This window comes from Brasilonema angustatum (genome assembly GCF_059505445.1).
In genome coordinates, this window is the sequence record NZ_JCACKO010000070.1 from 1 (window position 1) to 24,904 (window position 24,904).

20 protein-coding genes are annotated in these 24,904 nt (G+C 41.8%); 6 read left to right on the plus strand and 14 right to left on the minus strand.

Annotation, left to right across the window (positions count from 1 at the left end; all coding sequences use genetic code 11):
• Positions 1-553: 553 nt before the first annotated feature.
• From nifX to AC5JM2_RS13950, 3 genes are all read right to left on the minus strand, one after another.
• Positions 554-955, minus strand: coding sequence for a nitrogen fixation protein NifX (nifX, locus tag AC5JM2_RS13940; RefSeq protein ID WP_495835468.1), 402 nt, complete (start codon positions 953-955; stop codon positions 554-556).
• A gap of 166 nt (positions 956-1,121) precedes the next feature.
• On the minus strand, positions 1,122-2,543 hold the full coding sequence (gene nifE, locus AC5JM2_RS13945; RefSeq protein ID WP_495835469.1) for a nitrogenase iron-molybdenum cofactor biosynthesis protein NifE: 1,422 nt from the start codon (positions 2,541-2,543) through the stop codon (positions 1,122-1,124).
• Between the two features lie 317 nt (positions 2,544-2,860).
• Positions 2,861-3,667, minus strand: coding sequence for a molybdate ABC transporter substrate-binding protein (locus AC5JM2_RS13950; RefSeq protein ID WP_495835470.1), 807 nt, complete (start codon positions 3,665-3,667; stop codon positions 2,861-2,863).
• Positions 3,668-5,047: 1,380 nt separating this feature from the next.
• Here AC5JM2_RS13950 and AC5JM2_RS13955 point away from each other — a divergent pair.
• The 5 genes from AC5JM2_RS13955 to AC5JM2_RS13975 all read left to right on the plus strand — a co-directional run bounded on the left by AC5JM2_RS13955 (position 5,048) and on the right by AC5JM2_RS13975 (position 9,414).
• Positions 5,048-5,224 (plus strand): TOBE domain-containing protein, encoded by a 177-nt coding sequence (locus AC5JM2_RS13955; RefSeq protein ID WP_495835487.1) that lies wholly within the window; start codon positions 5,048-5,050, stop codon positions 5,222-5,224.
• Positions 5,225-5,587: 363 nt separating this feature from the next.
• Positions 5,588-6,787: an XRE family transcriptional regulator gene (locus AC5JM2_RS13960; protein ID WP_495835471.1), complete on the plus strand. Its 1,200-nt coding sequence runs from the start codon at positions 5,588-5,590 to the stop codon at positions 6,785-6,787.
• Between the two features lie 196 nt (positions 6,788-6,983).
• Positions 6,984-7,586, plus strand: a complete 603-nt coding sequence (locus tag AC5JM2_RS13965) for a TetR/AcrR family transcriptional regulator (protein WP_495835472.1) — start codon at positions 6,984-6,986, stop codon at positions 7,584-7,586.
• A 164-nt stretch (positions 7,587-7,750) separates the two neighbouring features.
• A complete protein-coding gene (panB, locus tag AC5JM2_RS13970) occupies positions 7,751-8,575 on the plus strand; it encodes a 3-methyl-2-oxobutanoate hydroxymethyltransferase (RefSeq protein WP_495835473.1) in 825 nt (274 codons plus the stop codon).
• 62 nt (positions 8,576-8,637) lie between these two features.
• Positions 8,638-9,414, plus strand: coding sequence for a glutathione S-transferase family protein (locus AC5JM2_RS13975; RefSeq protein WP_495835474.1), 777 nt, complete (start codon positions 8,638-8,640; stop codon positions 9,412-9,414).
• Positions 9,415-9,590: 176 nt separating this feature from the next.
• Here the strand turns inward: AC5JM2_RS13975 and AC5JM2_RS13980 are convergent, their stop codons facing one another.
• The 11 genes from AC5JM2_RS13980 to AC5JM2_RS14030 form a co-directional block, all read right to left on the minus strand.
• On the minus strand, positions 9,591-10,748 hold the full coding sequence (locus AC5JM2_RS13980; RefSeq protein WP_495835475.1) for an ABC transporter ATP-binding protein: 1,158 nt from the start codon (positions 10,746-10,748) through the stop codon (positions 9,591-9,593).
• Entirely contained in the window at positions 10,745-11,443 is a 699-nt protein-coding gene (locus tag AC5JM2_RS13985; protein WP_495835476.1) for an ABC transporter permease, read from the minus strand. The genes AC5JM2_RS13980 and AC5JM2_RS13985 overlap by 4 nt, the downstream gene beginning before the upstream one ends.
• Before the next feature lie 83 nt (positions 11,444-11,526).
• Positions 11,527-12,402 carry an ABC transporter substrate-binding protein gene (locus AC5JM2_RS13990; protein ID WP_495835477.1) on the minus strand — a complete coding sequence of 292 codons (876 nt, stop codon included), beginning with the start codon at positions 12,400-12,402 and terminating at the stop codon, positions 11,527-11,529.
• A 185-nt stretch (positions 12,403-12,587) separates the two neighbouring features.
• Positions 12,588-13,706: a homocitrate synthase gene (nifV, locus tag AC5JM2_RS13995; protein ID WP_495835478.1), complete on the minus strand. Its 1,119-nt coding sequence runs from the start codon at positions 13,704-13,706 to the stop codon at positions 12,588-12,590.
• Between the two features lie 22 nt (positions 13,707-13,728).
• Complete coding sequence (locus AC5JM2_RS14000; protein ID WP_495835479.1) at positions 13,729-15,033, minus strand: XRE family transcriptional regulator; 1,305 nt, start codon at positions 15,031-15,033, stop codon at positions 13,729-13,731.
• A gap of 595 nt (positions 15,034-15,628) precedes the next feature.
• Positions 15,629-16,624 carry an iron-siderophore ABC transporter substrate-binding protein gene (locus AC5JM2_RS14005; protein WP_495835480.1) on the minus strand — a complete coding sequence of 332 codons (996 nt, stop codon included), beginning with the start codon at positions 16,622-16,624 and terminating at the stop codon, positions 15,629-15,631.
• Positions 16,625-16,811: 187 nt separating this feature from the next.
• Positions 16,812-17,603 carry an ABC transporter ATP-binding protein gene (locus AC5JM2_RS14010; RefSeq protein WP_495835481.1) on the minus strand — a complete coding sequence of 264 codons (792 nt, stop codon included), beginning with the start codon at positions 17,601-17,603 and terminating at the stop codon, positions 16,812-16,814.
• 332 nt (positions 17,604-17,935) lie between these two features.
• Positions 17,936-18,976, minus strand: coding sequence for a FecCD family ABC transporter permease (locus AC5JM2_RS14015; protein WP_495835482.1), 1,041 nt, complete (start codon positions 18,974-18,976; stop codon positions 17,936-17,938).
• Positions 18,973-19,992: a FecCD family ABC transporter permease gene (locus AC5JM2_RS14020; protein ID WP_495835483.1), complete on the minus strand. Its 1,020-nt coding sequence runs from the start codon at positions 19,990-19,992 to the stop codon at positions 18,973-18,975. The genes AC5JM2_RS14015 and AC5JM2_RS14020 overlap by 4 nt, the downstream gene beginning before the upstream one ends.
• Before the next feature lie 466 nt (positions 19,993-20,458).
• Positions 20,459-21,208, minus strand: a complete 750-nt coding sequence (locus AC5JM2_RS14025) for an alpha/beta fold hydrolase (protein ID WP_495835484.1) — start codon at positions 21,206-21,208, stop codon at positions 20,459-20,461.
• A 68-nt stretch (positions 21,209-21,276) separates the two neighbouring features.
• Entirely contained in the window at positions 21,277-23,988 is a 2,712-nt protein-coding gene (locus tag AC5JM2_RS14030; protein WP_495835485.1) for a TonB-dependent siderophore receptor, read from the minus strand.
• Positions 23,989-24,150: 162 nt separating this feature from the next.
• On the opposite strand from AC5JM2_RS14030, the gene AC5JM2_RS14035 reads away from it, so the two are divergent.
• A complete protein-coding gene (locus AC5JM2_RS14035) occupies positions 24,151-24,822 on the plus strand; it encodes a hypothetical protein (RefSeq protein WP_495835486.1) in 672 nt (223 codons plus the stop codon).
• Positions 24,823-24,904 lie beyond the last annotated feature (82 nt).

Consider the following 24,904-nt stretch of genomic DNA (forward strand, 5'->3'; position numbering starts at 1 on the left):
GCATGCTGTCATTGCTCCTGATGCAATATTAAGACTAGAACAAAGCTTCTTTTCTTCAGTTCTTTGAGAAGAAAGATTATTTTCTTTTTTCTCTTTTTCAATAGTAACTATAATCAGACATGTTTAACGTAAATTTGATAACAAAATATCAAGTAATATCAAAAAAATATACATTTTTTTTGAAAAAAATGACAGACTTATCTATTTTTTTATATCGTTTTTAAGCTCACAATATTGATTGTCTTAGATGTAATATTCTAACTAAAAGTTTTAATGAGAAAGATTCTTGACGTTTTATATAACGATTATAAATCATTTTTGATAAACAAAACCTCCGACTTATTATATAAGTCGGAGGTTCTAGGTTTTTCAATTTTCGCAAATCAGATAGAATTGCTATTAAAGTCAATAATCTTAGTTAATCTTCTTCTTTACCAAAGATTGAAGACTGTCGTCAATCTTTGAATTTCTACTGTTTCTTAATTGCATCCAACTTTTTGAAGCATTAAATGGATACAAACAAGATGTAGACAGCCCTAGATCCAAAGTTCCATTATTCTTCATCATGGGAATATGCTAAGTTATTCTCTACCAGTTGGAGGGCTTTACGTAACATTGGTGGAGCATCACCGTTTAAACTTTGTACTAGCATATATAGAATATTGGGGATTGTATCATATTCTTGTGCTCTAATAGGAGTTACACCCTCCTTCATCAACTTGTTTCCTGCTGGTTTGCCAATAGCTTTAACATATACAATTCTGCAGTCAAGAACTGCTTTCATTTTTGGTGTAATCTTATCTTCATGAGGAGCTTCTTCTAAGTCCCCTTCAAAGGTTAAAGTCTCAATAAAATTAAATCCCTCTTTAGAGACTTCATACACATCAATATCTTTTGCCAACCCAAAGTGAGTGTTAATATGGGTTCCGTCGCTTGTCGTAAAGGCTACTTTCATTTATTGACTCCAGAAATTTGATAATTGTTGTTTGTACTTTGTCAAAAACTAGGGGTGTAAGGGTGTAAGGGTGTAAGGGAAAAAGAAATAATTGTTTATTAACTCCTTGTTTCCCTTGTCTGCAAGTCATTCCCCTATCCCCTTCTTCCCCTACACCCTCACACCCCTATCCTTTCAAGGGTTGGTCGATTTTTTCATTCCACCAAGGAGCAGGTTTTCTAACTTGTTCCCACACAGGACTATACAAGGCTTTATACAATTCCTGTGCCATTTTCAGCATCCCTGCATAACCAGCGTAAGCATGATGACGCTCATGATTAACATCTAAAAAAGGAATCTTTGCTTTTAGTGCTGTGTATTGATTGCTAGCCCCGCCAACCAACATATCAGCTTTTGTATCTTTCAGTATTTGTAGTAATACATTGGGGCTTCCCTTTGACAAAACCATGCCATCTTGACCAAGCAATTGCTTAATTTTGGCTTTCTCTTCTGGTGTACTCTTTCTGTCACTGGTAGCAACAACTTCCATTCCTAAGTCTCTGGCAGCTAAAATAATCGACCAACTTTTTACGCCACCACTATAAAGAACAATGCGCTTACCTTTTAACTGGGAACGGTAAGGAGTCAGGGCAATATCTAGCGCTGCGGTTTCTTCTGCAATCAACCATTCTGTACGTTCTTGAAGATAGCGTGAAGTGAAGTTATCCCCAAGAGATTCGCTTAATGTTGCTGCAATATTCCGTAAGCAACGATTTATGTTTTCCAGACCGTAGAAAGATTCTTCAATGTAAGGAATTCCATAACGTTCCTGCATTGTTTTTGCCATTCCTAGTGATACATTAGAGCAAATCACTACATTCAACTTGGCACGATGAGCATAGCAAATTTCTTGATAGCGAGCATCACCCGTCATTTTGGAGAGAACACGAATACCCAATCTATTGAACAGTGGCAAAACATTCCACATTTCACCAGCAACATTGTATTCACCAATGATATTGATATCGAATGGTGTAGTAACTTCTGGTTCTGCAGTTCCAACTACATGTTCCAATAAAGCTTTACCACCGATGCGGTTACCTACATTTTTACTACCAATAAATCCAGGTGCATTTATATAGACAACCGGAATACCAATTTTCTTTGCAGCTGCTTTACAGATACTATCCATATCATCACCAATCAAAGCGGTGACACAGGTAGCATAGACAAAAACAGCCGCAGGATTGTAACGTTGAGCGATATCGAGAATAGCTTGATGAAGCTTCTTTTCACCACCAAAAATGACATCATTCTCACTCAAGTCAGTGCTGAAGCCTATTTTGTATAAGTCAGAACCAGAGGAAAGGCTACCGCGATTTCCCCAGGGGTTGCGAGTGCAGGCAGCTGGACCATGTACTAAATGAGCAACATCAGTAATTGGTACAAGAGCAACCGTCGCCCCCTCAAAAGCGCAATTCCCTTGGGCTGCACCCGGTTGTGGTGGTTTTTTGCAAGGTTTCTTTTTCTTGCCCTCCAATTTATTCTGGTTATCTTCGCAGGCTGTTTCGTTGAGTAGTTTGTTGACTTTTACTTGAGTGTTTTTCATGTGTTTCCTTGCGTTGAATAGGATGAGGTGAAGAAAGAAGCAATGAGGAATAAGTAAAATACTTACAGCAAAATAGAGGCGTTCTACATTTTAGACTTCAGTGCTGTACTTCATTTACTTGTAATGTGCTATATTATTTATTTCGAGCTTGATTGACATCTTGTGCCAATTGCCAAAAAAATTCCTCCTTAGTGACGGTAATTTCGTTTTAGTGCAAACTAGAAATTGAATTATTTATAACTACTCAGTTCTTAACTGGTAGAAAAGGCTTTTCAATACTTTTATATATAGTTCTTGTTTATTTGCGCCATCTTCACTTAGTTCTCCAAAATTAAAGGTGAGTCAAACCCATATTTCGTCAAGATTTGTTGTCCATTTTGGGAAAGAATATACATAGCCAACATCGCTCCATAACTGCGGGCATGATTCATCAAAGTCATACCATAATTAGCTTTTACTGCCAGATGTTCTGGTAATTCCACTATTTGCATACTCGGGGAAGCTAAAACAGCTAACCTAGCATCAGTACGGTAGCTTAAAAAGATATCTACCTGTTGTGTCTCAGTGATGAAGTATGCAATTTCGTTCTTTCCCTTGGGAACAACAGGAGAATTACGCCCACCTACCAAGCGCAGTGCTTTCTGATTTAGTTCGTTAAAGCTACCTAGTTGTACTTTTTCAGCTTTACGAAATATCTCCTGTGCGTAGTCCCCAGAAGCATCTTCATTTGGTGTTGATGTTCCTAATCTGATTTCTGGATTTAACATCCAATCTAAAAGATTATTTGGCGTCACCTTGAAACTGGGTTTGACAATTGCACACATTTTATTCCTGATGAAATTCACTACAGGAATGGTTTTATTAGCTTTGATCAAAGCAGTCGGATTTTCCATATTAACGCTAAAAAATATATCGCTATGTTCCCCACTCAAAAGACGTTTTTGCAGCAAGGCAGAATGGTCAAATTCAATTTTTATAGAAATGTTGTGTTCTCTAGCAAAATCTTGTGCAATTTCTGAGATAGCACCTTTTAAAGTACCAGACGCGTATAGGGTAACTGAAGTCTGATAATCTTGATTCCAAAGGATTTGTTGTTTTTCATTGAACTGTATCGATATTCCCATAAATACACCTCTTTTTAATATTAAATGGCATCGCATTAGACTATTTACTACGATTCAATAAACGCATTTTTGTGTTGTAAATAAAAAGGCGATGCCATTAATCACTCCGTTGTAGCTACTGTCGTCCTTCTGCATTTTTAGTGTGAAGAGGAAAGATAGGGGAGTGGATGGTAAAAGGAGTAACCAGATGGGAGAGCCAGAAGGTATTCTATAGCGTATTTACCCCACATCCCCCTATCGGCAGAAAACCTGTCAAATAGCAATTTTCAACTCTTGGGAAAACACACTGTCGATCAGTTTTTTCTCTGAGTGTGAGAATTAGAGGAAATGGGAAAGGGAAAATTCCCTTCCCCCCAGTTAGATACACTTAACCCAACAGAGTTAGATGCACCTCATCCAGCAAGCTTTTATATGTCGATCAGTTTTTCTCTGAGTGTGAGAATTAGAGGAAATAGGAAAGGGAAAATTCCCTTCCCCCCAGTTGGATACACCTAACCCAACAGAGTTAGATGCACCTCATCCAGCAAACTTTTATATTCAGTGAGAAGTCACAAAACTAATTGTTTCATCAAGCTAAACAAAACTTTCCAATGTTCAGATGAAATAAATTGCAGTAGTTGAAGTTACCTAAGATGTTGCGATTGTCCAAGACCACAGACGAATTGTAAAAAGGTAAAACTTTTTTCTTCATCAAGAACTATGATCTATCGAATTCCCCAACAATAGATTTACACAAAATCGTAACTAAACTTAATAGCACCTTCCATAAAAGCAACAAAGCCTTCTAATTGTTTCCGTTTCCGTAGGAAGACCAGAAGAATGCTTTCGCTTTTTTTATCCCCTTGCTGCAAGCTTAGCATACATCTTGCAAAAGTATTTGCTTTTTTTCATTTTTTTTGCGGCGACGATATCATCTACCTAGCAAAAATACTTACTAAAGCTGGATTATCTGGCAAGCATAGTGCACATAATGCTAAAATAATTGCGTTAGCACAGATACTTTGCCTGCATATGTCTTATAATTACGCTCTGGCTTGTTGGACACGAGCTTCTTATCCTACGAACGCCTACTCTACTTTTCAAAAAGCCCCTATCCTAAAGAAGCGCCTGACAGCGTTATATAAAAAAAGTATAGATTATTACTGAAAAACTAGTAACTCTAACTCCAATCAACTTAAAAAAAAGACGCTGATACTCACTATACAGAAATCACTAGTTCCAAAAAACCTCTGAAAATTAAGTAAGTCGGTGCAAAAAAAATCAAACTGTGTAAAGAAAAGTAAATAAGGCTCAAACTCTTTCTCTCCCTACTCCCTGCTCCCTGCTCCCTGCTTTATTCCAACAAGAATTATTTACGCCGACCTACTTAGCTCCCATAATATTCTTCAAGGTGTAGTCACACAAGTTATTCGCACAGAAATAAGTACTCAGGTAACTTTAAAGGTTGTTCAGGATGTAGAGTTAACTTCGATTATTGCTACTGCCTCAGCAGAGCAATTGGAGTTATACGAGGGAACAGAAGCTTATGCGGTGATTAATCCTTTCTTATTTCTTTAGGTATTAAATAATATTTAAACCTCGTTTTTCCGTTCTTTTTCAATATCAACCAACAAAAAGTTCAATAAAAAAGCAAAAATTAGACAAGTATTTTAGCAATTAGTATACTATTCTTGCTACAAATGAATCAAAAAATTGCAAGTATTTCTGCTAAATGTATGCTATACTTGCGGTAGGATAATTGAAATTGTAAAAGCATTCTTCTGGTCTTCCAACACAAAGTAGCATACACCAGAAGACCTTGCTATTGCCTCGGTAGATAAAGTTTGTCTGCTGCGGCTTTTTGTAACGGAGAGATACAGCCTCATGAAGCAGGACGGCAGTCTTTGCAACAATCTGAAGTCAATTAGAACTCGCTTGGGCATGAGTCAGCAAGATCTGGCTAATATAGCTGGCGTGACTCGTCAGACTATTAGTGGTGTGGAATCGGGACAATATGCTCCTTCAGTTGCTGTGTCACTGCGTTTAGCCAAAGCGCTTGGCTGCCAAGTCGAGAACTTATTTTGGTTCGAGGAAGATTTGCCTGAAGTTGAGGCAGTTCTGACTAAACCAGTCAAGAGTGGACAGCAATTGCGAGTTAGTCTAGCACGAGTTGGGGGTCAATGGATAGCTTATCCCCTGGTTGGAAACGATGCTTTTCGCATCGAAATGATTCCAGCGGATGGTGAGGCAGTTGCGGTTCGCCATCTTGTTGCTCCTTCTCCGGGGACTGCGTTCAGCGAAGCTGTGCCCAAGGCTCAGGCATACCCGAAGGGATCTCCCGTCAAAAGCAAACAGCCTCGCCCTCCGGGTGAGGCAGAAAGTAAAACAGGTATAAATAAAGTCCAAGTCAGGCTTTTAGATGACATGGACAAACTACACAATACAGTCGTGATAGCTGGTTGTACACCTGTGATTTCCCTGTGGGCGAAAGCCACCGAACGTTGGCATCCCCAGTTGCGAGTTCATTACAATTTTGCTAACAGCATGGCAGCATTGCGTAGTCTAGAGCGAGGTGAAGTACATATCGCAGGGATGCATCTGTATGATCCACAGACTGGGGAATATAACATTCCCTTTGTGCGGGAAGCTTTAGCAGGTAAGAATGCTGTCTTGATTACCATCGGGGTTTGGGAAGAGGGACTACTAGTTGCACCGGGCAACCCAATGGGAATTGAAACAGTTCTTGACTTGGTGGATTTAGGAGCAACCATTGTTAACCGTGAACCAGGTTCTGGCAGTCGGATGCTTTTAGAACAAAAACTCCAAGACAAACAAGTGCCATTCCACACTCTCAAAGGATTTGACCATATCGTCCATAGCCATAAAGATGTTGCTTTATCTATAGTCTCAGGAATTGCTGATGCAGGTGTAAGTACAGCATCTATAGCTACTGTCTTTGGGTTGGGATTTGTTCCTCTGCATCGTGCGCGATACGACTTGGTGATTCTCAAAAAATACTTGGAAGAAGCACCAGTACAGCAGTTACTTAGTACTTTGGGACATCGGCTAGTCCAATCGCAATTAGAGGTTCTGGGTGGCTATGACATCAGCAAAATTGGAGAAGTTGTAGCGAATATTTAGGGTGTGGCTCAAGTGCTATTATGCTTATGCCCTTGGTGCTGGAGGCTAAAAGCCAATCACTTGTATATGTGAATCAAAAAGTTTTTCTCCAAGGAGGCGATAAGCCAGAGGCTTATCGCTCCTTCAAGAAAAACTTTTCAATTTAGTGATATTTCTAGTTATAGTAAAATAGACCAATCGGTCTTAAAAACAAAAAATGTCTAAAGGCGAAGAAACAAAAGAGAAAATTCTCCAACAAGCAGCCGAATTGTTTAATCAACAGGGGTATGCTGGCTCGTCTATTTCAGACATTATGCGTGTCACAGGATTACAAAAGGGAGGAATATACAACCACTTCAAAAGTAAAGATGAGCTAGCACTACAGGCATTTGATTTTGCGATCGCCCAACTCAGACAACATTATTTAGCCGCAGTCGGAACAAAACGTCATGCAGTTGATCGCCTGCAAGCTATCTTTGATGTATTTCGCAGCAATATAGATCACCCAATCATAAAGGGAGGGTGTCCGCTGCTGAATACTGCTGTTGAAAGTGACGATGCTCATCCTGCTTTGCGCAAACGCACTCAACAGGCGATGAACTCTTGGCGTCAGCTGTTTTATCGAATTATCCAAAAAGGAATAGAAAAAGGTGAAATTCGCTCAACAGTTGACGCTGATCAAGTGATCACCATTATTATTTCCACACTTGAGGGGGCTGCAATGATGAGCAAGCTCTATGGTGACTCAATTCATCTTGAACGAGCAATCAATCATTTGACGAATTACATCGATAGCCAATTGCGCATTTCAAGCAAGTAAACTTGCTTGAATTTCCTTGACTTCAAAAAAGACCGCTCAGTCTGGAAAAATCAAGAGAAATCATAGCCTAACAATTCGTGCTAGGTAGAAAATGGGAGATAGCTTATGTATACTGGCAACACCTGAGCCATTTACCTATCAACATTAAACCAAAAGAGTTTTCTATGAAAAAAGACTCAGCTTACTTGCTCGCCAAAAAGCAAAATCATCAGAAAATAGTAGCACTCACAGCGTATGACTATCCTACTGCGCTGCTGCAAGATAGAGCTGGAGTAGATGTCATTTTTGTTGGTGACAGTGTAGGAACTAACATTTTAGGTTATGACAGTGAGCAGGAAGTCACGATGGATGACATTGTCCATCATCTCAAAGCTGTTCGACGAGGAGCATCGCAGGCATATATTCTTGCTGATTTGCCTTATGCTTCTTATGAAACTCCAAAGCAAGCTTTAGATAATGCCAGAAAACTTTTAGCAAATGGAGCCGATATCATTAAGTTAGAAGGTGTTCGAGAAGAAATTGTCAAGCATCTAATTGAGCATGATATAAATGTATGTGGTCATCTTGGCTTACTTCCACAAACTCAACAACAGAAGAAAGTACAAGGAAAAAGCTTTGAACAAGCTAAAGAATTAATTGAAGGTGCGCTAACCCTAGAAAGAATTGGGATATCTGTACTCTTACTTGAACTTATTCCTGAAGAGCTAGGTCAGATTATTACAGAAAAGCTTAATATACCTACGATTGGCATTGGTTCAGGTCGATTTACTGATGGGCAAGTTCTCATTGTTAACGACATTTTAGGAATCACACCTCGTAAACTTAAACTAGCAACAAAGTATCAAGATTACCAAACTCTAACTCTTCAAGCAATAGAACAGTACAAACAAGAAGTTGAGCAAAAGATATTTCCATTAGAGGAAAATGTTCAACACATGGTGCAAGAAGAATTACAAAATCTCATTCAATGGGTAAAGCAAAGTTTATGAACACATAAAAAAACCAAAGTAGCCAGTAACTCATCCAAAATCTCAAATTTAACATCAACAATATGTTGTCTAATTCCCTGACTGGTAATAAAAAACCCTTTCGTCTGATTACAATTCCTGTCAGTCATTTTTGTGAAAAAGTAAGATGGGCACTTACAAAACTGAAAGTTCTTTACATTGAAGAACCTCATATGCCACTATTTCATCTATTAGCAACTGGTCGAGTTGGTGGAAAATCAACTCCTGTTCTTATCACTGAAGCTGGTACTTTCACTGATTCAACTGATATCTTACGTTACCTAGACAAAGTTGCCCCTGATCACGCCAAGTTATACCCTACTCACCCTGACTCACGCCGACAAGTAGAACAACTAGAAGATTTATTTGACGAGCAACTTGGATCTGCTACACGCCGTTGGAGTTATTTTTACACCATGAATAACTCCAAGTTGATGCAACGTACATGGTGTAATGGTGTGCCTTTTGTTGAAGCGGTATTATTTCCAGTCATTTTTCCTATTGTCCGCTCAATTATTCGGCAGAAACTAAACATAACTCAAGAGTCTGATGCACAAGATGACGAACAAATCAAGAGCATTTTTAAGCAAGTGAGCGAATTATTGGCAGATGGACGTACTTATTTAGTTGGAAACAGCTTTTCTGCTGCTGATCTCACCTTTGCGGCGCTTGCTGCTCCCGTTGTTAGACCGCCAGAACATCCAATGAGTTCTGCTAGCTTGGAGGAATTGCCATCCAAAATGGTATCTGAGATTAAGAAATTCCGCGAAACCCCAGCAGGAGCTTTTGCACTGCGTCTTTATCAGGATAGAAATCGTTAAACATGGGAATGAAAAGCTATCTCAAAACTCTTTTGTAGAAAGAAACGGAAAAATATTTGGTAGTGATGCATGGTAATGATCAAATAAGAAAGTATCGTTCAATACACGAGCTATGTGCTGCCCTAAATGCAACTCAAAAAACATAGTCAAAATATGCACTACTACCCCCATTTTTTCTAAACAAAATGTGCATCTCTAGGATTGAATGCCAGTTCAATCATTTCATGGCGAGAGACATTGCCGGATATATGACTATGAGGCACTCTGGCAATTAAAGTTAGTTCTTCCCCTACCTTAACCCAAATAGTATAAGTCCCTATACCACGTAGAATCCGTTCCACCCATCCTTCAATAGTGACTACTCCTGGCGGGTGTAGAACTGAAGAACTTGTATCATTAAGATAGAAAGCATCACCAGACAGACAACAGGCAGTGATTGGCGTTCTCACTTCACCAGGATATAAAAACTCTATACTATTTGCGAGCTTGATCAAATAACCACGGCTGCCCCGTTCTACCCGACACGGAATAATATTATCCATTCCTACTAGTCTTGCGAGCTGCTCGTTAGCAGGTCGGCGTATGAGCATTTCCAATTTATCATCCTGTATAATACAGCCGTCAGATAATGCGATCGCCCTCTCAGCAAAATGTAGGATGTCGGTAAAGTTATGACTGACTAATATGACTGCTGATCCCCTCGCTTGTGCCCATTGTCTAATTTTCTCGATGATCTCGGCACGTATTCCCACATCTAAAGAGGCAGAAGGTTCATCCAAAAGCAGCAATTCTGAATCAGCAACTAAGCCGCAGGCAATACAAACCCGTTTAGCTTCACCACCGGAGAGGGAACGGGCTGACCGATTTGCCAGATGTTCACAGCCAAAAGTGGCGAGTGTTGTATGTACCTTTTGCTTAATCTTGTTTGCTGGTATGCCTCGAAACTCTAAGACTTTGGCAACATTATTAAATACAGTATCATTCAGCAGTAATGTTTCCTGAAAGACTAGAGCAGAACGGCGACGCAACAGTGTTTTATTGGCATGAGAAACATCGTGTCCAAATAATTGCATTTCACCACGGTAAGGCTGCAACAGATTGATCGTCCTTAACAGGGTGCTTTTGCCTGCGCCATTGGGGCCAACCACAGCGACAAGTTCCCCTGGGCGAACGACAAAATTGTCAATTGATAGAATATTTTTACGTGTATTGCTATCGACCCTCACCTGGTGGATATTCAGGACATACTCGTTGATCATCCTAAAATTTTCCTGTTGTACCACAGGATAGGATTCTAGGTTGACAAACGACTTCAACCGAGTCATTATATTCATAACATTTTCTTATCATATTGCAAGAAAGTCAGCGATAGTATAATGCCGTACGTGATGATGAGTAGAATGTATGCGATCGCCATAGCGATATCGTAATTCCCTTTCTCCACTTCCGTGACGATCGCCGTGGTCAGAACTCTTGTCTGCCCTTTGATATTGCCGCCCACCATCATCGATGCCCCGACTTCGGAGATGACGCGACCAAAACCAGCTATTATCGCAGCTATTAACCCTAACCGTGCTTCCTTAATCAGCAACCAATTAGCTTGCCACGGTGTCGCGCCCATTGATAGCAGTCGCCAGCGTAGTTTCGGATTAATACTAAGAATTGCCGCAAAACTGAAGCCAGCTACAATTGGCAAAGCAATGATTGCTTGAGCTAGGATCATAGCCGTGGGCGTATACATCAAGTCAAGATTTCCTAATGGACCAGACCGCCACAAAAACAGACTGACGACTAAACCCACTACAACTGGCGGTAATCCCATACCAAAGTTAATCAAACTAGTCAAGCTCTGCTTACCAACAAAATCTACTAAAGCGAGCCACAATCCCAACGGTAAACCAAGGAACACGCTAATGGCTGTAGCTGTTCCAGATACGAACAATGTCATCGTCATCACTTGGTAAACGTCGCTATTGCCACTAGTTAATAGCTCAAAAGCTTTTATAGTTCCTTCGATGATTGTATCCACAAATACAAATATGTTAAGAAATTGGAAAAGAATGCTGAAATATGCAGTGAAGCAACCCTTGATGATCTGATACTCAAGTTTTTCTAATGGCCGTAATCTTTCTCCGTTTTTCCGGCATCAACAAAAAATAGCGGTTGTCCGAACTCTTTTCTCCCGTGAACTGCGATCAGTTTCTGTCCTTCAGGAGATAAGACGAAATCAATAAACGCTTTAGCACCTGCACTATTCACCCTGGAGAATTTCTGGGGATTCACTTCCATCACATGGTACAGATTCAACAGTTTTTTGTCTCCTTCCACCAGTATTGGCAAAGATCGGTTTTTCTTCTGGGCTATATATGTTGCCCGATCCACTAAGGTATATCCCAGTTTTTGATTAGCGACTTGCAAAGTTTGCGCCATTCCTGCACCTGTTTGCTGATACCAAGCGCCAGATGGTGTGACATTTGCCTGTTGCCAGAAATCTTTCTCCAGCTTATTGGTACCTGAATCATCACCCCGCGATACAAATAATGCTTGATTTTTAGCAATCAGGGAGAATGCTTCTACAGCACTCTTTTTCCCTCGGATCTTTGCCTTGTCAGCATCTGGTCCGACAATAACAAAATCATTGTGCATTACCAAATGGCGATTCATCACTGCACCATCCTCCAAAGCTTTGCGTTCGGCTTTAGGTGAATTGACGAATAGGGCGTCAACTTCACCTTTCTCAGCCAAAGCTATAGCTCGTCCAGTACCGACTGCAACCTTTTTCAGCGTATATCCTGTTTTCTTTTCAATCGCTGGAACTAAATCATCTAGCAAACCACTATCCTCAATACTGGTTGTCATTGCCACTATGAGATTCTTATTCGTCGGGGACTGTGCAGTAACTGGCTCTTGCGTTAGAATATCACCAACTCCAGCACCAAGAATAGCCAAGCAACACGCCAAAAATGCAATGAGAATTCTCCGAATCATGTTCTTTAAGACCTACGCATTGATAAAAAATAGTTGACTATGCACCGCACCTGGAATTAGGTACGAATAATCTTCCGAATCATTTGTCTGGTAGATGCAACTTTTAACACAACCTTGCAAAAGTGAGATTTTACAAGGTTGTGTTAAGAGTTTCCGATTTCTGCAAGAAGTCTAATGTTGTACGTTCACCCTTGGGGAACTAAACTTAGGAGTTCTTCAACAGTGAGACTACGTTTGGTTTGTGTTGACTTATGCCGTACAGCATCCAGCACTGATTGAATTTCTATACCACTGAGGTTGATTCCATGTTGTTGCAGTACACTCACCAGCAGATGCCGACCGGAATGTTTCCCTACAACCAAGCGACGTTCCCAACCAACATCCTCCGGCGCGAACGGTTCGTAAGTAACTGGATTTTGTAGTACACCATGAGCATGAATACCTGATTCGTGTGCGAAGGTATTTTCACCCACTATTGCCTTCCAGGGAGGAACCGGAGAGTTGGTAGCTTTAGCAACTAACCGTGACAGTTCCAGCAGGCGTTTTGTATCAATACCTGTTTCGATGCCATAGATGCATTTGAGTCCCATCACGATTTCCTCTAGCGCTGCATTGCCTGCCCGTTCACCCATTCCGTTTACCGTGGTGTTGACTGATAGCGCTCCTGCTTTTATACCAGCCAGCGTGTTCGCAGTTGCTAAACCAAAATCATTGTGCATATGCATTTCAACTGGAATCGATAAATGAGAGACAAGCTGGCGAACTTTATTGTAAGTGCCGACGGGATCCAGAATTCCTACAGTATCACAAAAGCGAAACCGAAAGGCTCCCCACTCTTGAGCAGAAAGTGCCACATCCAGTAGAAAAGACTCATCAGCTCTTGTGGAATCTTCTCCACCAACAGATACAGATAAACCGCGATCGCACGCAAAATTTATTGCATCCCGCAGGCGTTCCCACATGACCTGCTTTTGACCTCCAAATTTGGCGGTAATCTGAATCTCTGAGACGGGAACGGAAACATGCACTCGCTGCAAACCACAATTGATTGATGCCTGAATATCAGACAAGTTAGCACGGTTCCAACCAAGTAACTTGGTGTTTAATCCCAGATTAACAATGGTGCGGATCGACTCTGCTTCTTCTTGCCCCATTGCTGGAATGCCAACTTCCACTTCCGGAACTCCAATTGCGTCAAGAAGAGTGGCGATCGCAATTTTTTCCTCTACGTTAAAAGCTATACCTGCAGCTTGTTCGCCATCTCGCAAAGTTGTATCGTTAATCGTAATGGTATGGTTGTTCATAGTGAAGTTATGATTCATGACTCTAAATATTTGCTACAACTTGCCCAATATTGCTGATGTCATAGCCGCCGAGAACCTCTAGTTGCGATCGGACTAGCCGATGTCCCAAGATATTGAGAAACTGCTGTACTGGTGCTTCTTCCAAGTATTCCTTGAGAATCACCAAGTCGTACCGCGATTGATGCAGGGGGATAAATCCCAAGCCAAAGGCAGTAGCAATAGATGCTGTAGAGATACCTGCATCAGCAATTCCTGAGACTATAGATAAAGCAACATCTTGATGATTGTGGACGACATGCTCAAAGGATTTGACCATGTGCAATGGGACTCGTTGATCTTGCAGTTTTCGTTCTAAAAGCATCCGACTGCCAGAACCCGCTTCATGGGTGACGATAGTTGCTCCAAATTCTACCAAATCGGTAACTGTTTTGATTTCCATTGGGTTTCCTGGTAAGACCAAAAGTCCTTCTTCCCAAACTCCAAGGGTAATCAAGACGGCACTCTTACCTCTTAAGGCTTCCCGCGCAAAGGAAATGTTATGTTCGCCTGTTTGGGGATCATATAAGTGCATACCTGCAATGTGAACTTCACCTCGGCACAGACTACGCAATGCTGCCATGCTGTGGGCGAAATGATAATGAACTCGCAGTTGCGGATGCCAACGTTCAGTTGCTCTTGCCAAGAGGGAAAGCACAGGCGTACAACCAGCAATCACGACTGTATTGTGCAATTTGTCGATATCATCAAGAAGCCTAACTAGGACTTTATTTGTACCTGTCTGGCTCTGTGTTTCATTCTCCAACTTTCCTTCGGAGAATGGTGGTTTACTTATTATGCCGGGAAGCCTCTCCACCCTTACGGGTTCGCCAGTCACCTGCGGAGGGAAAACGCCAGGTGCTACAACGGGGGGAACCCCCGCAACGCACTGGCTCCCCTCCCGCAGTGCTGGACTCACTGCAACAACCTCACCATCCGCCGGAACCATATCGATGCGAAAAGCATCGTTTCCAACAAGGGGATAAGCTATCAATTGATCCCCAACCCGCGCTAGGCTAACTCGCGATTGCTGTTCATTACAGGCTGGTTTAGTAAGAATTGCCTCAACTTTGGGTAATTCCTCCTCTATCCAGAATAACTCCTCGATTTGGCAGCCAAGCGCCTTGGCTAAACGCAGGCAAATGGTAACAGAAGGAGCATATTGTCCTGATTCTATACCACCAATACTCTGACGAGTCACGCCAGCTATATTAGCTAGATCTTGCTGACTCAAGCCCAGCCGATTCCTTATTGACTTCAGGTTGTTGCAAATGTTCATGTCTAGCTTCATCAGGCTGTATTTCTGGGTACAAAAAGCCGCAGCGAACAAGCTTAATATGCTTAGGTAATAGTAAGGTCTTAGGCGTGTGTGCTCTTTCTGCCGGAAGACCTGTTAATAGTTTTGTAATTTTGTATACATATTTATTGCCAAAAGACTTGCTAGATTCTTGCTTATATGGCAAGTAACTTAGACTTTTGTTAATTTTTTACTGTTTTTTTATTCCCCCCTCATAGCAAGAATAGCATACATAACGCAAAAATAATTGCCTCAACAAAGTTTTTCCTGCCTATATTTTTTGTCAATAGTGTATTTAGAACTACAGAAAATTTCCGGCTTCTATAAAATGAATAAAAGATTTTAAGCCTACCCTTGTTTTGTCAGGATAGTGCTTGAGCTTAATTGCGATGGGCAAAGCCCCGGCGTAGGCATTTTAGGGACTTTTGAGGTTTTTTATCTAGTGCGGGCGATACGTTAAAAAAGCCTTGTGGGAAACCTTGAAGGAATTTTTAGAAATTATTGTTTTTGCCAAGCATAAGAGAAAAGGGAGCTTAGATATCAATTCACCCTCGTAAATTGGCGAAGGTATTGTAAGGGGAGCCAGTTTTTATTGGTGCAAGATATAACGAAATAAATCATCAATAACTCGATTAGCTGATATGTAGCTACCTGTGAGCCAATAATAATCATCAACTATATAAACTTTACCCTGCCTGACAACATTAAGCTTTGACCACAGAGGTTCTGCCATGAGTTTATTGACAGCTATCTTTGACTGTGCAGGGTCTTTGAAGCCGTAGCGCACTAAAAATAGGATATCACCATCTATCTGGGTGAGAACTTCTGGAGAGATATTGTAGCCAACGGGGTTGCCCGCTTTCTTTTGAGTTGCTTTAGCATCCAGATTTTCCGAAGGAGGACGGATGAGACCAGCATCCTCTAAAATTACTCCAGAGAATGCACCCTTGGTTAACGGGTTAATCGTCTGTGGGATGAGGCGCACGACGGAAACTACAGTTTTTTTGAGTCGAGATCCTATCTTTTGTTTAAACTTGGTTAAGCGCGCGTTATAGTTATCCATTAAACGTTTTGCTGTCTCGGTTTTCCCTAAAGCTTTTGCTGCTGGCATAAACGGTTTTTTCCAGTCTCCATTGCTTTGCACCTTCAGGAGAACGGTGGGTGCAATGTGAGACCATAAACTGTAAGTATCCCGGTTCCGCGTCGTGCCCAAGATCAAGTCCGGCTTGAGAGTTATAACCTTCTCCATGTTCGGTGGTGTCAGAACCGCGCCAATGTCTTCAACGCCTCGGTGCTTATGATCTAACCCTAGCCCTTGGAGAGTTTTAGTTGGATCTGGAGCACCTACGAGATTGACTCCCAGAGCTAAAGGTATTTCCACAAGCCACGGATCTATGACGACGACTCGTTGAGGATGGACGGGGACTAGAGTCTGACCCATTGCGTGTTTGACTACATGGACGGGCGGTGATGTTTGAGTTGAAGGAACGACGGCTAGATCGCGGTTTGGTAATTGACGACCAAAGGAGCTGCAAGCAGAAACCACTAGAAGCGTGAGTAGCACAACGAAGTAGAACTTACGCATATTATTGATAAAGTGAAGAAGATAGAGGTTATGGTAGGGCGATCGCCGTCGCCTATTGGCCGTGCAAGAGGTTGTGTTGGAAAAACTTGCAAAGGACGAAAAATAGTATAAATTATAACTAGTTATGCAGCTACTATCAAATTGTTTTGACTTCTAAAGACAAACTCTACCTCAAGACCCCATGTGATCATTTCCTTCCTAAAGGTAAACACAAAGGTGTTCCCACTATTGGGTCTGGTACAATTCGACAAGCTAATCCAAACACCTCCTGCACCATTTCTTCTGTCATGATATCTGCTGGAGTTCCATGAGCCATAATAGCGCCATCACGTAAAGCTACTAGCTGATGAGCATAACGACACGCCTGATTCAGGTCATGCAACACCATGACAATTGTTCGCCCTTCAAGTTGATTCAAATCCCACAGTAACTCTAGCACCTCCACTTGATGAGCTAAATCTAAGAAAGTTGTCGGCTCATCCAATAATAAAATTTGTGTATCTTGTGCCAAAGTCATGGCTATCCAAGCACGTTGCTTCTGTCCGCCAGAGAGGGTATCTACGGCTCTATGGGCTAATTCGTTGAGGTTTGTAGTTGTTAGGGCTTTGCGAACTTGGCGTTCATCTTCAGTTGTCCAAGATTGCAGCCAACTTTTTTGATATGGATAACGACCTTGTGCTACTAAATCTCGCACAGTCAATCCTTCTGGTGCAACTGGTCCTTGAGGGAGAATACCGAGTTGTTGTGCAACTTTGGTGGTTGAGTGTCGAAAAATATCAGCGCCATTGAGAAATACAGTACCAGTATGAGGTTTGAGCAATCTAGCCAAACCCTTCAGTAGAGTAGATTTCCCGCAGCCATTGGGGCCAACTAGAGCAGTAATTTGTCCTGTGGGAATTAACAGGTTAAGACCGGATATGATGGGTTTACCGTCGTAAGCTAGGCTCAGATGTTGGGTTTCAAGAACTGTATTTTCCATAGGGCTTTGGGAGTGCAAGGATAATTGGTCTGAAAGTACGTAGCCGCTTTGCAGCTTCTGGTGGCAGATCGCATTGCCGCGTAATCCTACTTTAGGTTGGGTTTTCCAATGTTTTTTGTCGATTCATCTGGTAACGATTCCCCAAACCAAACAAATTGCCAATCTTACTCAGAAGTGCTCTTGGATTCTCCACTTTTTTGATCCCCCTTGTCGCAAATATTATCTGCTTTGCTGACTAACCTGCGGAATGTGGGTTGGGTTTTTTCCATATGATGATTTTAATTAAAAACGGCTTCAAGATCATAATGTATGTTCATTTTCTCCTTTCCTAATCATCTTTGCCGTCTTTGATACAACAGATAAATAAAATAAGGTGCTCCTAAGGCAGCAGTTAGCAAACCACATGGCAATTGTGTCGGAGAAAATAAAGTCCTACCCAAAAAATCTGCTGCTGCTACCAATAATCCCCCTATCAAGGCAGCGACTGGCAGTAAATTTTTATGTATTGACCCCACAAGTGAGCGTGCTAAATGAGGAGCCATTAATCCAACGAAGCCAATTGTCCCAGCGATCGCCACACTTGACCCAGCCAGCGCTACACTCACTAGCAATAATTTGCTTCTTTGCCATGTGACTCGGCTACCGAGTCCTTTAGCTACCGCATCACCCAGTTGTAGAGTATCAAGTTCCCGCGTCATCAGTAACGCCAAAGGAACGAAAATTACTATCCAAGGTAGCAGTTGCCAGACTTGCTCCCAACTTTTACCAGAGACACTACCCGCTAACCAGACTAATGCTCTAGTAACGTCATTGATTTGACCAAAAGTGAGTATTAAAGTCGTGAAAGCTCCCATAATTGCCGCGAGTGCTACTCCCACTAAAACTAAGCGCAGAGGTGATTTTTCTCCCGTTCCAGCTAGCAAGTAGATCAGACAGCCCACAACAAAAGCACCACCAAAGGCAGCAAAGGGCAAATACATAGTGGGTACAGCCGGAAATATTACAATCAAAGTCACAGCTGCTAAGGCTGCACCTGCATTTACCCCAACAATACCAGGGTCAGCTAAAGGATTACGTGTCAATCCTTGTAAAATTGCACCCGCAATTGCCAAGCCGACTCCTACCAACCAGGAGATTAACACTCTTGGTAAACGCAAAGTGACAACAACAAAGGGAGATTCTGGATCTACTGTTGGCAAACCAACAACAGCTTTCACTATGTCTGCTGGCGGCACAGGATAATCTCCCAAACTGAGGCTCATCCCCAAGACAGCGAGTGTGAGCAATAACACTAGTAACAGTACTCTAGTTACAGGCTGGTTGCCGGGTATTGAATTTGGAATTTGGAATTTGGAATTTGGAATTGTTGTCATCCTCTCTTCACCCGCCAACGTACTAAATATAATAAAAATGGCGCACCCAAAAGTGCTGTCATCACACCAACAGGGAATTCTTGGGGTCTAATTAACCAACGGGCTGCTAAATCTGCCCATACCAGTAAACCTGCACCAAACACAGCTGCACAAGGCAATACCCAACGATAATCAACACCCATAACTCCCCGTGCCAGATGGGGAACTACCAGACCGACAAAGCCGATAGGTCCTGCTAGTGCTACAGCACTTCCTGCCAATATGACAACACTTGATGCTGTTGCCAATTTGATCCAAGCTGTTTGCTGACCTAAGCCTGTAGCTACCGATTCTCCTAAACTGAGAACGTTGATTTGTCTACTCAAGGCAAAAGCTGTTAATAATCCTACTACCATCCAAGGCAACACAGTTAAAAATAAATTGAAGTCTCGTCCGGCGAGGGAACCTGCTAGCCAGAAGCGGACTTCTTCTAAAGTGCGATCGCTTAAAATCAGTACGCCTGTTGTGATTGAAGATAGCAAGGCAGTTAAAGCTGCACCAGCAATAGTCAGATTCAATGGTGTTGAGCCTCCTTGTCCAAGTGAACCGAGGGAATAAACTGCTAAGGCTGCTATTAAGGCTCCAATAAATGCTACGAGGGTAATTAGAGGTGCTGAAGATGTACCCAAGCCAAAAACCACTGTCACCACTGCTAAGGCTGCACCTGCATTGATCCCCAAGATTCCTGGTGCGGCTAAGGGATTTTGAGTAAGTCCTTGCATCAATGCTCCGGCTATAGCCAAACTAGCACCAACCATAGTTGCAATCAGTGTACGCGGTAGGCGCATCGAGCGCATAATTATGTGTTCGGTGGAGTCATCATAGTTAATGAATGCAGTAAGTATTTTGGCAATGGGAATGTCAGCAGCACCGTAGGCAATGCTGGCGAAGATGCCCAACAATACTACTAGGATACCTATGCCTAAGCTCAAAAGGCGAATGTAGTATTGTTCCGGGTGAGAAATATTTGTGTTCATAGATTTGTGACAAGAGTTAACTTCGTACCTTTGCTTTTCCTAAATTTTAAGCATAATTACTAATTGACATCAGATGTTGAGTTTTAAGGGCTGTATTTTCCATAGGGGTTTGGGAGCGCAAGTTCAGGACATAAGTGTTTAGTTTGTCTACGGTCTGATTTCATTTGAATGCAGTGCAAAAAAGCGATCGCCCTTTGGTGTAAATATCTAAATATTTTAAATCGTGTTGTCATGGTATTACCAACAATATTGGCTAATAATTACTGCACTTGTTGAACAGCTCTTGTTGGGGGTAGGGCTTGGGGAAATGCGTCTACACTCCGTTGCGCTCGCTGCGGACAATTAGACATCTGAGTTTGATATAATTTACACATTTGGGATGCTCCGCATGCCTACTTCATATTGAGTGTCTCTTTCGGGTATGAAGAAATTGCCATTAACGTCAGTGGTCTTGAGAGAATACTTGTTAATTTGTCAAATTTCGATCAACTGGTTGAGATTTCAGCATTGATTGCAAATGATATGGTTGCCAAAAGCTCAACATTTGTTCGCCGACTTGTTGAGGATAAAAGTAGTGAAAAAAATGATGACCTTTAGGACATTCCCACAGATAATCTCCAGGCTTAAATTCTTTTAACCAGTCTTTTAATGCAGGTGAATTAACAATTGAATCGTTCTTGCTGCCACATACCATCATCGGCATAGAAACCCCACCTTGAGGTAACTCACTTAACTTGAAAAGAGAGTGCAACGGGGATTGTTCTAAATCTCTATATAGTATACCCATTAACTTTCTAGTAGTATTATGGGATTGCTCACCAAAGAGATGACAAACACAGTTTTTTAAAACTTGCCGGCGACTCATAGTAAATAATTTTCTTTGCAGATAATAGTGGAGATGCCAAGTATTAGCAGGTTGAGAAGCTACAGACAATAAAACCAGCGATCGCACTTTTTGGGGATAGCGACGAGCAAAACTTAAGGCGATCGCACCACCCGCACCATGACCTGCTAAATTGACAGGATAAGAAGATTGTGATAAAAATTCATCCAATAAATCTACAGCTTCATCTATGGAACTACCTTCATCTAGATGGTGGTGATACTCCCATTGATCTACATTCACATACTGCGACAAATATTCTAGTAATGGTTGATCGAAACGCTGCAATACATGACTATAACTGATCCAAACAACATCGATATTATTAGACATAAATACTCTCAAACATCAAAATTTGGGAATAATCAATTTTTCAAGCGTGCCATTCCACTATTGCCCTGTCAAAACTCCCAACTGACTCTTCCCTCCACAATAAACGGATCTTCAGGATAAACAAGGTTAATAGTTCGAGGGGTGAAGTACTGAACATCAGACAGATTCTTAAGGTTAAGCGCGATGCGAAGGCGATCTATTTGATAGTAGACAGCAGCATCAAGGCGTAAATAACTCGGTACACTAAACGAGTTCCTCAGATCCCCCTGCCGTTCGCCGACATAGAATAGACCTAAGCCAAACCCTAATCCTTGCAAATTTCCCTTGCGAAAGGTATAAGTTGTCCACAAACTCGCGCTATTCTCAGGAACGTTTACCAATTGATTGCCTACAGGATATTGATTGTCTTTTGTTACCCGTGCATCTGTATAAGCATAGGAAGCAATCATATTCCAGCCTGGTAAGATTTCTCCTGTGACATTGAGTTCAATACCTCGGCTGCGTTGTTCCCCTGTTGCGATAGAGTAGGTGACATGATTAGGGTCAGTCGTCAAAACATTGGATAAAGTCAGTTGATACAAAGCCAGGGTTGAAGACAGCTTGCCCTTGAAAAAATCAGTTTTTACTCCTAGTTCGTATTGAGTGCCACGACTGGGTTTAAATAAACTACCATCAAATGTAGTTCCAATATTCTGGGAGAAAGATTCACTGTAGCTGGCATAGAGTGAGACGGGTTGGATAGGTTGATAGACAAGACCTACACGAGGACTAAATGCCTGGTCATATTGACTTTGATTGCCACTTGCATTTAAAAAGTTGGTAACTTTATTGTTGATAAAATCTCCGCGTCCGCCGAGAACCAACTTAAGGTTATTAGTAAGTGAGACTATATCTTGAATATATAAGCCGAGTTGATCGTTTTTAGTTTTTTGATCACTTCTAGAAAGAAGACGACCGGCGGGCTGACCGTAGACGGGGTTGAACACATCTATAGAAGCAATAGCCCGCATCGTCTGATCAAACAGACTAATGTCTCTGTACAAATCAAAGCCAGCAACTAATTCATGCTGAAGGCTGCCAGTTTTAAATTTACCTACCACATGGTTGTCTAAAGCATACTCGTCATCAGCACCAGGCGCTCCTATATAGTTTTGCTGTGTGCGAGTCAGAGTCCGATTATCGCGTTGTAGAGAGCCAGGATTGGCACCATCTGTTGTATATCTTACAGACCTAACATGAAAAGCATTCACTAAAGACCAATTATCACTAAAGCGATGTTCAAAGTTATAGCCCAATAGTATGGAACGACGGTTGTTTATGGCATTTTTATCTAATGTGTTAAGACTTAGCGGAATTTTTCCGTTTGGGTTAGGCAAGACAGTTCCTACAGCAGGTAGCCCTGTTCTGTGAGCCTGATCCTGGTCTCGGAACTCGCCTTCAAAAGTCAGCTTCGTATTCTTACTTATTTGCCAAGTCAATGCGGGTGCAACTATATAACGCTGATTGTAAAAGAAGTCAATAAAACTTTCTGTGCTGATGTAGGAAGCATTTAAACGATAAAGCAGCGTTTTGTCAGAATTGAGAGAACCAGAGATATCTAAGGTTGGTTGATAGAAACTATAATTGCCAAAAGTCATACTGGTGGCGAAGTAAGGTTCACTCAGCGGCTGCTTGGTGACAAAGTTAATTGTGCCACCCGGATTGCCTTGACCGTAAAGGACAGAAGCTGGTCCCCTGAGAACCTCTAATCTTTCAATGTTGGCGAGTTGAGATTGTCCTGATATAGCTCCTCCTGTATAGTCCTTAAGACCGTTGCGAAGGATGTTGCTCGTCTGAAAACCTCTAATTGTAAAAACATCACCATTGGTCGGCGAATTGAAAGCTTGGTTAACACCGACGCTTCTTAAAGCATCAATGGTGTTAACGGCTGCTTGATCCTCCCAACTCTGCCGAGGAACCACTTGAATCGACTGATCAATGTCTTGTATCCGCCTTTTAGTCCGAGTCCCTACAGTCGCATTGGGAACCTGATACCTAGACCCTGTATCTGGGACACCAGTTACTACTAATTCTATTGGCTCTTGGTTTTGCTCAGGCTTCGTTGTTGGTTGTTGTGCTGTTGGTGGTGTAGCCTCTGGTAGAGAAGCTGTCGTACTCACCTCAAACACTAAACCCTCAGTAACACTATCAAACAACTCCACCTGTGGCGGACTCTGGTTTCCCACAATCGTCAATCGCAGGGTGTTATTAGCAGTATTTGCAACTATTAACTCAGTAATTCCTGCTACTGGCTTTGAGCGTCGGAAACTCTCTCCACTGGCAAGCTGTAACTTGGCATTGGGAATATCTACAATGTAGGAGTTACCCTCTGTCTTGGGTGAAAATTGCAATTTCTGGGAATTAGCCGTGACTAAAATTAACTCTATCCCCTTATCAGTAGTCTTGATTTTCACGTCTGTCACTGAGGCTACATCTGTTGTGGGTTGATTGAGTTGAGCGATCAAGTTCTGCTGTTTGTTGATCTTCAATAAATATGATGTGTTTGTGAGGGGACGTTCTATAGAATTAAGTTGGCGAACTTCTGATATGGGTGTTTGCGATACTCCTTTAGAAGCCGCCAAGGGCGATGCTCCAGCAGGGAGCCTTGCGATCGCTTGTTTATTCACTACCGACTGTCCAAGAGTTGGCTTTTGCTTGACTAGGTTACTACCAAAACCGACGCAAACAATCACCAAGAAACTTCGCAAACACCCATTGCACACAGCCCGAGAATTGATCATTCCACGCTCCTACTAATCTTTATGCTAGAATATTTTACATACGCAAGTAAAGCTTACATTGCGAAGTATAAGCAAGATTGAGTAGGAAATCAACTGTTTATCTTGTTTTCCAGACAATTGTGATCATGAGAACGAACATCTCCTGTTCGGATAAACTGGCATATGCTACAGACTAGCTATCTGGTTGTAGGGAGAGGACACATTGGCTTAGCGACAGCTGCCTATTTGAGTATTCAAGGATATGCTGTTTACCTTTTCTCTCGCCGTTCTTCCATTGTTGCTCAGACAAGAACCATTCACTCAATTGGATCAGTTTCTCCTGGAAGTTATCTAATTGCAGCTTGTTCCAATAACATTCATGAGTTGGCGGCACTAAATGGTGGTAAACTACCACTCAACGTGGTGATTTGTTGTCGCGGTCAAGACATCGAACCTTACGCGAGGATTCTAGCTGAATATGTCAATCCTCAAATGAACATTCTGGTTTTGTGTGCTAGTCGCTTTGCAGGTTGGGTTTTTTGTAAGGTGCTGACTAGACTGGGAATAGCTAAGGAACACTTGCCTGCTGTAGCTGATGTCAACAATACTCCGTTTGTCAGTCGGGGTAATACGGAAGATCAAGTCAGGATTAGCACGCTTACCAACAAGTTCTTTGTGGCAGATCAGAACCGAACCATGACAAATCGGATTGTGACCGCTTACCAAGGTGTGTTTAATAATTTACGGGCTGCTACTTCGTTTTTAGAAATTAATCTCAATAAACTTAATGACATTATCCACCTTCCCCTGCTTCTGGTTTCATTAGACCTCTTGCAAAAGTCCCTGTTAGAGTAAGATGGGGACTTGTAAAAGGCGATCGCTAACCAGGTGCAGGTGAGCAATCTCTCTAAAAAATAAGTATTGCTTATGAAATACG